This is a genomic window from Streptomyces sp. IBSBF 3136 (assembly GCF_036815105.1).
Lineage (GTDB): Bacteria > Actinomycetota > Actinomycetes > Streptomycetales > Streptomycetaceae > Streptomyces.
On the sequence record NZ_JAJSZC010000269.1, the window covers coordinates 1 to 9,568 of the forward strand.

General features: G+C 75.1%; 9 protein-coding genes and 1 pseudogene. 6 read left to right on the forward strand and 4 right to left on the reverse strand.

Annotation, left to right across the window (positions count from 1 at the left end):
- Positions 1–477 precede the first annotated feature (477 nt).
- Complete coding sequence (locus V7E45_RS35535) at positions 478–1,404, reverse strand: DUF3027 domain-containing protein (RefSeq protein WP_333778396.1); 927 nt, start codon at positions 1,402–1,404, stop codon at positions 478–480.
- Positions 1,405–1,785: 381 nt separating this feature from the next.
- Between V7E45_RS35535 and V7E45_RS35540 the strand changes: the two genes are divergently transcribed.
- The 4 genes from V7E45_RS35540 (at position 1,786) to V7E45_RS35555 (ending at position 5,285) form a co-directional block, all read left to right on the forward strand.
- On the forward strand, positions 1,786–3,186 hold the full coding sequence (locus V7E45_RS35540; RefSeq protein ID WP_333778404.1) for an MFS transporter: 1,401 nt from the start codon (positions 1,786–1,788) through the stop codon (positions 3,184–3,186).
- A gap of 62 nt (positions 3,187–3,248) precedes the next feature.
- On the forward strand, positions 3,249–3,722 hold the full coding sequence (locus V7E45_RS35545) for a DUF2771 domain-containing protein (RefSeq protein ID WP_333778397.1): 474 nt from the start codon (positions 3,249–3,251) through the stop codon (positions 3,720–3,722).
- Entirely contained in the window at positions 3,695–4,447 is a 753-nt protein-coding gene (locus V7E45_RS35550; protein ID WP_333778398.1) for a futalosine hydrolase, read from the forward strand. Before V7E45_RS35545 ends, V7E45_RS35550 begins: the two co-directional genes overlap by 28 nt.
- Positions 4,437–5,285, forward strand: a complete 849-nt coding sequence (locus tag V7E45_RS35555) for a 1,4-dihydroxy-6-naphthoate synthase (RefSeq protein WP_333778399.1) — start codon at positions 4,437–4,439, stop codon at positions 5,283–5,285. Before V7E45_RS35550 ends, V7E45_RS35555 begins: the two co-directional genes overlap by 11 nt.
- A gap of 32 nt (positions 5,286–5,317) precedes the next feature.
- On the opposite strand, the gene V7E45_RS35560 is transcribed toward V7E45_RS35555, so the two are convergent.
- On the reverse strand, positions 5,318–5,701 hold the full coding sequence (locus V7E45_RS35560; RefSeq protein WP_333778400.1) for a cold-shock protein: 384 nt from the start codon (positions 5,699–5,701) through the stop codon (positions 5,318–5,320).
- Positions 5,702–5,885: 184 nt separating this feature from the next.
- On the opposite strand from V7E45_RS35560, the gene V7E45_RS35565 reads away from it, so the two are divergent.
- Complete coding sequence (locus V7E45_RS35565) at positions 5,886–6,137, forward strand: hypothetical protein (protein ID WP_333778401.1); 252 nt, start codon at positions 5,886–5,888, stop codon at positions 6,135–6,137.
- On the opposite strand, the gene V7E45_RS35570 is transcribed toward V7E45_RS35565, so the two are convergent.
- Together V7E45_RS35570 and V7E45_RS35575 are read right to left on the reverse strand one after the other, a co-directional pair.
- A complete protein-coding gene (locus V7E45_RS35570) occupies positions 6,113–6,748 on the reverse strand; it encodes an HAD family hydrolase (protein ID WP_333778402.1) in 636 nt (211 codons plus the stop codon). The genes V7E45_RS35565 and V7E45_RS35570 overlap by 25 nt on opposite strands.
- Before the next feature lie 43 nt (positions 6,749–6,791).
- Positions 6,792–7,817, reverse strand: coding sequence for a hypothetical protein (locus V7E45_RS35575; protein ID WP_333778403.1), 1,026 nt, complete (start codon positions 7,815–7,817; stop codon positions 6,792–6,794).
- Between the two features lie 170 nt (positions 7,818–7,987).
- Here V7E45_RS35575 and V7E45_RS35580 point away from each other — a divergent pair.
- Positions 7,988–9,568: pseudogene (locus V7E45_RS35580) on the forward strand (DNA-binding protein); the annotation flags it as partial.

A 9,568-nucleotide genomic window follows, 5' to 3' on the forward strand; every position in this document is an offset into this window, starting at 1 on the left:
GGGTGCGGGTCGACCGGGACGGGCAGGGTACGGGTCGACCGGGACGGGCAGGGTACGGGTCGGCCGGGACGGGCAGGGTACGGGTCGACCGGGACGGGCACGCTGCGGCGGCGATGCCGGTGAGCGCCCCGCCTGGGGCGAGTTCCCGCCGGTGGCGGCCGGCCCGCGTGGCTCGGCCGACCTGCCTCGCCCAGCCGGCCGAACATGGCCGGGCAGACCCTCGGGGTGCCGGCCAGTCGGCCCGTGTGGTCCGGTCGCCCGGGTGTTCCCGACGGCCCGCCCGACGCAGCCGCCCCGGAGGGGGCAGCCGACCCCGGCGATCCGGCCGCCCGCGGGCAACCGACCCGGCGGTCCGGCCCAACCTGGCGGTCCGGTCGCCCCCGGAGGGCGCCGACCCGCCTGTCCCAGCCGGCCCGCAGGGTCCAGCCGGCCGACGTCGGGCACCCGGACCGAGCCGACCCGGCCGGTCCGCGGAGCCTACGAGTGGCCGAGTTCCGCCGTCTCGTCGTCTCCTGCCGCCGGGACCGAGCCCGAGTCGCTGGACGGGCGGAGGGGGAAGGGGTCCACCCGGGTCTCGTCGATGACCGGCGCGGGCGGCTGGGGCGGCTTGGGCATGACCGCCGCCTCCGAGTGGGCGCCGCAGCCGTAGCCGAGGGAGACCACATGGCCGTCGGCCGGGGAGAACTCGTTGGCGCAGATGCCGAAGGCCTGCCCGAGGGAGCCGCCGATCGGGGTGAGGAAGCCACAGGTCCCGCAGGTCGCCGGGGCCGCCTGGGCCATCGGGGTCTTGGGACCGAACGCCTCCTCCCAGCGGTCGGCGGCGACGTGCAGGCCGTAGCGGGACAGGACGCGGGCACGGCGCAGACCGAGTTCCTCGGCGATCGCGGCGATCGTGCCGCGGGCCGGCACGGTCTGCTGGGCGACCGGGGTGCCCGGGGTGACGTCGGCGTCCTCGGCCTCAGCGAGTTCCGCGATGTCCTCGGACAGGATCGAGTTCGGCGGCGGCTCCTCCTCGCCCGTGTAACCGGGCTCCAGGCGCAGGTCCTCCTGGTCGGTGGGGAGCAGGTCGCCGGGGCCGAGGTCGCCGGGGCGCAGGCGCTCGCTCCACGGGACCCATTCGGGGGCGAGGAGGGAGTCGGGGCCGGGGAGCAGGACGACCTCGTCCAGCGTCACGATCTTCGCGCGGGAGGCGCGGGCCACCGTCGCCGCCCACCGCCAGCCGCGGTAGCCGGGCTCCTTGCACTCGAAGAAGTGCGTGACAACGCGGTCGCCCTCGGACACCAGGCCGGCGTGCTCGCCGACCACCCCGGGTGCGGCGGCCTCCTCGGCGGCGGATCGGGCGAGGTCGACGGCCTCGGCGCACAGGCGGTCGGGGGTGCGGCTTCGCGTTGTCGCTGCGCTCACAGGTATCGCTTCTCTCCTACGCCGTCTACACGAGTGCTGCTGCCTCCGGCGGTGAAGCGGACGGAGCGGACCTGGGGGCCGCATCGACGTCCGCGTCCGATCGCGTTCGGGCGCACCTCTGCCATCCATTCTGCGTTATGGCTGAGATACGCACGCTACCCCGTCGCCGGTGGTCGGGGACAGTCCGCCGCTGCGCGGCGATGTCTCCGAACCGTCCACCGGTCGCGGCCGACCCGCCGGCGCACCCGGATTCGTCCACCTTCGGCCGGTGTCCGACGCTCCTCGGACACCCGGCCGCCCGCCTGAGGCCCGGGCGGGACGAGCCCGGCGTTCGACTCGCTTGACTTCAAACCGCACTATCGGGCGGTGTCTCGGGGCACTATGAACGACGTGGCAGCCGCGGACAGGGGCAGCGTTCGGGGTGGCGGTTCGGGCCGGGTCGGCGGTGCCGTCCGCTCGGTGGGCCGTGCCCTGCACTTCCCGGTGACCGGTGCCGCGCGCGGGATCCGCAAGGCCACGCACGCCCACGGGGCCGGCGAGTCCGGGCTGGGCAAGCTGATCGAACTGCACGCGGTGAACGGCGCCGGGGACGTCATGATCACCGTGGCCCTGGCGTCCACGGTGTTCTTCTCCGTGCCGACCGACGAGGCCCGCGGGCGCGTCGCGCTGTACCTGGCCATCACCATGGCCCCGTTCACCGTCCTCGCCCCCGTCATCGGTCCGCTGCTCGACCGGCTGCCGCACGGCCGCCGCGCGGCGATGGCCGGGGCGATGCTGGCACGTGCGCTGCTGGCGCTGATCATCTCGGGGGCGGTGGCGACCGGGAGCCTGGAGCTGTATCCGGCCGCGCTCGGGGTGCTGGTGGCCTCCAAGGCGTACGGGGTGGTGCGCAGCGCCGTCGTGCCGCGTCTGCTGCCGCCGGGGTTCTCCCTGGTGAAGGCCAACTCCCGGGTCACCCTCGCCGGACTGCTGGCCACGGGCGTGGCCGCGCCGATCGGGGCGGGACTGCACGCCCTCGGGGATCCGTGGCCGCTGTACGGCGCCTTCGTGATCTTCGTGGCGGGGACGTTCCTGTCGTTCTCCCTGCCGCGCAAGGTGGATTCGGCCAAGGGCGAGGACTTCGCGCTGCTCGCCGCCGACGAGGAGCATCTGCACGGACCGCGACAGAAACAGGCCAAGCGCCCCGGTCTGCGGACCGTCGGGCCCGCCGTCACGCACGCCCTGGGCGCCAACGCGGCCCTGCGCTGCCTGTCCGGATTCCTGATCTTCTTCCTCGCCTTCCTGCTGCGCGAGCACCCGCTGGCCGGCGAGAGCGCGGCGGTCTCGCTCGGGATCGTCGGCGTGGCGGCGGGTACGGGCAACGCGCTCGGCACGGCCGTCGGCGCCTGGCTGAAGTCGAAGGCGCCCGAGATCATCATCGTCACCGTCGTCGCCGTGGCGCTCGGCACCGCGATCGTGGCCGCCCTGTTCTTCGGGCCGGTCCTGGTGGCCTGTCTGGCCGCGGTCGCCGGGTTCGCGCAGGCGCTGGCCAAGCTGTCCCTGGACGCGCTGATCCAGCGGGACGTGCCCGAACTGGTGCGGACCTCGGCGTTCGCCCGGTCGGAGACGCTGCTCCAGATGGCCTGGGTGTTCGGCGGCGCGATCGGCATCGTGATGCCGCTCAACGGCACCCTCGGCCTGGTCGTCGCCGCCTTGATCGTGGCCGCCGGGTGGCTGACCACGCTGCGCGGGCTGCTCGCCTCGGCCCGGCACGGCGGCCGGACGCGGGCGCGAGTGGCGTAACGAACCGGGCACGCCGCACCCCACATGGGCAGAGGGCTGCGGGGGCCCGATAGCCTTCGGCCATGACCACGCTGCAATCCGTTGTGCGACGCCGCCGCGCCGTCGCCGCCGCCGGCGCCGTTTCCGCCGGACTGCTAGTCCTGTCGGGCTGCGAGAAGCCGACGCCCGTCGCGACCGTCACCGTGGGCCGAAGCTCGGTCAGCTCCGAGGCGGTCTGCTACAACGACGGCAAGGCGCTGGACGCCGCGTCGCTCACGAAGTGCGCCAAGAACGCCGGCGACATCGAGTCCATCAAGCTGGACCAGGACCAGACGGTCCGCTTCGGGGTCGACCCGAAGATCGCGGACAGCGGCTGGACGATCCTGGTGAACGGCCGCCAGTTCACCGACGCCAGCAAGAAGACGTACCGCACCATCCCGGGCAGCGCGTTCTTCAACTCCCAGTACGGCACCCAGGGCAACACCAACACCGTCTCGATCCAGATGGGCACCAACCCGGCCAAGGGTCTGTGGTCCTTCAAGCTGAAGAAGGCCTGATCACGCCTTCCGTACGCGTCCTCGTAGCCACCGCGGTCCCGGCCGAACGGAACGCGGTGGCCGGGGCGTTCCCCGGCGCCGGAACCGGGGAGAGCGCACTGCCCGGGACGGTCCGGGTGGTGCACGCGGCCGCGGGGTACGACCTGCTGGCCGCCGGTGTGGGGCCGGCCCTCGCCGCCGCCTCCACCGCCACCGCGCTCACCGCCGCGGCCCTGGCCGGCCGCCCCTACGACCTGGTCGTCTCGGCCGGGATCGGCGGCGGCTTCCAGCCCGGCGCGCCGCTCGGCTCGCTCGTCGTCGCCGACGCGATCACCGCGGCCGACCTGGGCGCCGAGACCGCCGACGGCTTCCTCCCGGTCACCGAACTCGGCTTCGGCGCCGTCACCCACCGGCCGCCGGAATCACTCGTACGAGTCGTGTGCGGGGCCACCGGCGCGCTCGCCGGCACCGTCCTCACCGTCTCCACCGTCACCGGGACCGCCGCCCGCGCCGCCGCGTTGCGGGCCCGCCACCCCACGGCCCTCGCCGAGGGCATGGAAGGGTTCGGGGTCGCGGAGGCGGCCGCCGCGCACGGGGTGCCGGTACTGGAGATCCGCGCGGTCTCCAACCCGGTGGGCCCCCGCGACCGCGCCGCCTGGCGCATCGGCGACGCGCTCACCGCCCTGACCGAGGGGTTCGGGAAGCTCGCGCCCGCATTGGAGAGTTGGAACCCGCATGACCGCTGAATCCCTGCAGATCGCCTACTCCCCCTGCCCGAACGACACGTTCGTCTTCGATGCCCTCGCTCATGGCCGGATCCCCGGCGCACCCGCGCTCGACGTCACCTTCGCCGACATCGACATCACCAACGGCATGGCCGAACGCGGCGAGTTCGACGTACTGAAGGTGTCGTACGCCGTGCTGCCGTACGTCCTGGACGACTACGCGCTGCTGCCGTGCGGCGGTGCGCTGGGACGGGGCTGCGGGCCGCTGGTGCTGACCCGGGAGGCCGGCGCCGAGCTGACGGGCCGTACGGTCGCGGTGCCGAGCGAGCGGTCGACCGCGTATCTGCTGTTCCGGCTGTGGGCGGCGGACACGCTGCCCGGCGGGGTCGGCGAGATCGTGGTCATGCCGTTCGACGAGATCATGCCGGCCGTGCGGGACGGCAAGGTGGACGCCGGACTCGTCATCCACGAGGCCCGCTTCACCTACCAGAACTACGGGCTGCACAAGCTCGCCGACATGGGCGAGCACTGGGAGCGCACCACCGGGCTGCCGATCCCGCTGGGCGCGATCATCGCCAGGCGTTCCCTGGGCGCCCCGGCGCTCGGCCGGATCGCCGACGCCGTCAGGGCGTCGGTGCGGGCCGCCTGGGACGACCCCGAGGTCTCCCGGCCGTACGTCATGGAACACGCCCAGGAGATGGACCCGGCCGTCGCGGACCAGCACATCGGGCTGTACGTCAACGAGTTCACCGCCGACCTCGGCGAGGACGGCTACGCGGCGATCCGCGGGCTGCTCACCCGCGCGGCGGCCGAGGGACTGGTACCGCCCCTCGGCCCGGACGCGCTCGCCTTCCCCTGAGGGTCACCGCTTCCCCGGGGGCCGGCGGCGGCTCACACGTCGAGCTGGTCGGCCACCGCGCGCAGCAGGCCGGCGATCTTCTTGCCGGAGGTCTTCTCGGGGTAGCGGCCCCGCTCGAGGCCAGGGGTGATGTTCTCCAGGAGGGTCGTCAGATCCTGCACGATGGAGGCCAGCTCGTCGGGCTTCTTGCGCTGGGCCGCCGCGACGGACGGGGTGGGGTCGAGCACGGTCACGGAGAGTGCCTGGTCGCCGCGCTGACCGGCGACGACGCCGAACTCGACGCGCTGGCCCGGCTTGAGCGCTTCGACTCCGGCGGGGAGGACCGAGGAATGGACGAAGACGTCACCGCCGTCGTCGCGGGAGAGAAAGCCGAAGCCCTTCTCACTGTTGAACCATTTGACCTTGCCGGTAGGCACGTCTGTCCTCGTCCCTCGTCCTCGTCGGGAAAATGCTTCGTAAACGGCTCTCGACAGCCCGGGGCGGGTCCACCGTGACCCGCCGATACCTGGCGCTACCGAGCGCTACCAAGGCTAATGGTCTTCGGGCGGGTGACAAGACGTCCCCCGGTTGTTCTCTCGGGCTGGGAACTACCCTGGTCCGGTGCGTGACAAAACCCAAACGAATTCCGCCGGGCCCGGTGACCGACTGATCCGCGCCGGTGCCGTCGTGTTCTTCCTCGGGGCCCTGGCCACCATGGTCACCGTGGCACCGCTGTTCTTCGGCGCGAAACCTTTCCCGACCTACATGTTCGGCTTGAGCATGCTCATGGCCGTCGGATTCCTCGTCGCCGGCGCGGGCGTGCTGCGCTCGATCGCCGCCGGCCGGCGTCAGGCGCGGCGCGCCGCCCGGTGACCGGCCAGCCAGCGCGGGAAGGCGGACAGGTCGTCGAGCACGACGTCCGCCCCGGCCGCCCGTAGCTCCTCGCCGTCGCACGGCCCGGTGGCCACGGCGACCGACAGCGCGTCCGCCGCGCGGGCGCCGCGCACGTCCCCGACGTGGTCGCCGACGTACACGCTCGCCCCGTACGCGCGCAGGGCGTCCGCCTTCTGCTCGGCCCACAGGTCGCCCACCACGACGTCGGGCGATATGCCCAGGTGGGCGAGGTGCAGCTTGGCGTTCGGCTCGTACTTCGCGGTGACCACCATGGTCCGCCCGCCGGCCGCCCGCACCGCCTCGACGGCCTCCCGCGCGCCCGCCATGGCGGGCGTCGCGGCGATCGCGAACGACGGGTACATCTCCCGGTACAGGTCGGCCACGGCGGCGACCTCCCCGGCCGGGAACCAGTTCACCAGCTCGTCCGCGAGCGGCGGCCCGAGCCGGGTCACCACCAGATCGGCGTCGATGTACGTCCCCGTCCGCTCCGCCAGCGCCACGTAGCAGGCGCGGATGCCCGGCCGGGAGTCGATGAGCGTCATGTCGAGGTCGAAGCCGACGGTGAGGGCGGGGAGCGTCATGCGGGCCATTGTGCCGGGCCCTGACGGGGGCGGGGCCCGCGCCCCCTGGCCGTCACGGCCTGCGCTGCGAGCGCCAGACCAGGAACAGCGCCGAGGCCACCGCCGCGCCCCGCACCACCCAGGGCCAGGTCTCGGCCAGGGCGTCGTTCATGTGGCCGTGCGCGATGGGCTCGCCCCAGCGGCCGTTGTCGCGGCCCCACAGCCAGACCAGGCCGGCCGTGAGCGCCAGGGAGGGCACGCCGAGCACGGCCCACTTGGTCTCCGCCGGGGTCAGCCGCCGGGAGCCGTAGGCGATCAGCCAGCCCAGGAGCAGCGCGAACCAGTTGCCGAGCACGGCGCCCGCGACCAGCGCGGCCGCTGCCAGCAGCAGGAGCGGGTTGGTCCAGCCGGCGGCGGGGCGCGGCAGCAGCCGGCGGGCGGGCACGGCGGGCGCTGCGGGCACGGCGCGCGCGAACAGCCGGCGCCGGCCGGCGGCGGGCTTCGCGGGTTCCCCGGCCGCCGCCTCCTGCGGCGGGGCCTCGGGCCCCGGCTCCTTCTCCGTCTCCTTGGGGGGGCGTCTGAGCAGGTCGGGGATCTCCACCCCGCCGGTGAACCCCGGCACCTCGTCACCGGCGGGCGACCCGAACAAGCTGCCCTGCACCCGCCACCAGTCGGGCTCGACGGCGCTGTCCCCGAGTTCGTGCGCGGCGGCCAGGTGCGGCGGGGCCGCGGCGTCCTGACGGGCGGGTGGCTCCGGCTCGGCGGGACGCGGCCGCGGCACGACCCGGCGCAGCCCCTTGGGTCGCGGCGCGGGCTCGGGGGCCTCGGGCTGCGCGGGCACGGAGGCGGCCGGCGGCTGCGGTGTGCCCGCGGTGCCGCCCGCGGCCTCGACCACCTGGTCGGGGGTGCCGAGCCGGTCCAGGATGCGGCGTACCGCGGCGGGGCTGTCCACCGCCGTCCTGGCCCGGTGCCGGTCGATCTCGTCGCGCAGCCGGGACACCAGCCGCATGCGCGTGGCCGACGGCAACTGCCGCTGCTGAGCGACGTCCCCGACGCGGCTCAGATACTCGTAGACGACCTGGTCGCTCTCGATCCCCACTGGAACCCCTCCGGGGCAGCGGTGGTGAAACCCCGTCGGACGAAGGTACCGCGTACGGACCCCCGCCGGCCGCCCGGCCGACCCCCGGGCCCGCCGCCGGAACCGCCCGCGGCGGCGGGGCCGCCCGCAACACCCCTACGACCGGCCGCCCTCCGGGTACCGTGGGCACGATGAGCAGCGCCCACACGACCCCGTCGGCCCCCCGCTCCCTCGCGGAAGCGCTCCGCGCGCGGGACGACGCCTCGCTGGCCTCGCTCCTGCGCAGCCGTCCCGACCTCATCACCCCGGTCCCCACCGACCTCACCCAGCTCGCCACCCGCGCCGGCACCCGTGCCTCGGTGCTGCGCGCGCTGGAGCGGCTCGACCGGTTCGCGCTGCAGACCGCTGAGGCGCTGGCGGTGGCCCCGGACCCGGCGTCGTACGGAACGCTGCTCGGACTGATGGCGGGGGACGCCGGGGAGGCGGGCGTGGCCGCCGCGCTGCCGCGGGCCGTCGCCACTCTGCGCGAACAGGCCCTCGTGTGGGGCGACGACGAGCGGCTGCGCCTGGTGCGCACCGCCCGGGAACTGCTCGCGCCGACCCCGCAGCACCCTTCGCCGACGGGTCTCGGCCCGACCGTGCAGGAGGCCACCTCGGGCATGTCACCGGGGCGGATCCAGGACATCGTCACCACCGCCGGGCTGACCACGACGCACGACTCGGTCTCCGCCGTGGCCGCGCTCACCGCTCTGTTCACCCACCGCGAGAAGATGGCCGCGCTGCTCGCCGGGGCCCCGGAGGCCGCCCTCGAGGTGCTGTCCCGGCTGGTGTGGGGGCCGCCGTACGGGCAGGTCACCCCGGAGCCGGCCGCCCATCTGCGCTGGCTGCTGGACCGCGGCCTGCTGCTGCCCACCGCGCCCGGCACGGTCGTGCTGCCCCGCGAGGTCGCCCTGCACCTGCGCGAGGGCCGCGCCCACCGCGAGCCCGAGCCGCTGCCGCCCCCGGTGGAACCGGCCGCGGTGCACGGTCCCCAGGTGGTGGACGCCACCGCCGCCGGGCAGGCGTACACCGCGCTGGCCACCGTCGAGGAGCTGCTGAAGGACTGGGACGAGGGCGGCCCCGCCGTGCTGCGGGCCGGCGGGCTCAGCGTGCGCGACCTGAAGCGGACGGCCGTCGCCCTCGACGTGTCCGAGCCGGTCGCCGCCTTCTGGATCGAGCTGGCGTACGCGGCGGGCCTGCTCGCCTCCGACGGCGAGGCCGACGAGCGGTTCGCGGCGACCCCGGCCTACGACGAGTGGCTGGAGCGGCCCGCCGCCGAGCGCTGGGCCCGGCTGGCCGAGGCCTGGCTGGCGGCCACCCGGACGCCCGGTCTGGTCGGCGGGCGGGACGCGAAGGACCGCACGCTGTCCGCACTGGGGCCGGGCCTGGACCGGTCGGCGGCGGCCGAGGTACGGCACCGGGTGCTGACCCTGCTGGCCGGGCTGCCGCACGGCGCCGCGCCCACCGCCGAGTCGGTGCTGGCCCGGCTGCGCTGGGAGCGTCCGCTGCGCGGTCCGCGGCCCGACGACGACCTGCGCTCCCGGCTGGCCCGCTGGACCCTGCAGGAGGCCGAACTGCTCGGCGTCACCGGGCGGGGCGCGCTCTGCGCCCACGGGCGGGCCCTGCTGGGCGTGCCCGCGGCCCCCGGGGCGGCCGCCCCCGCGGAGCCCTCGGGCCCCGGCGACAAGCTGCCCGTCCACCATCACCACGCGCCCCCGGCGGCCCCCGAACCC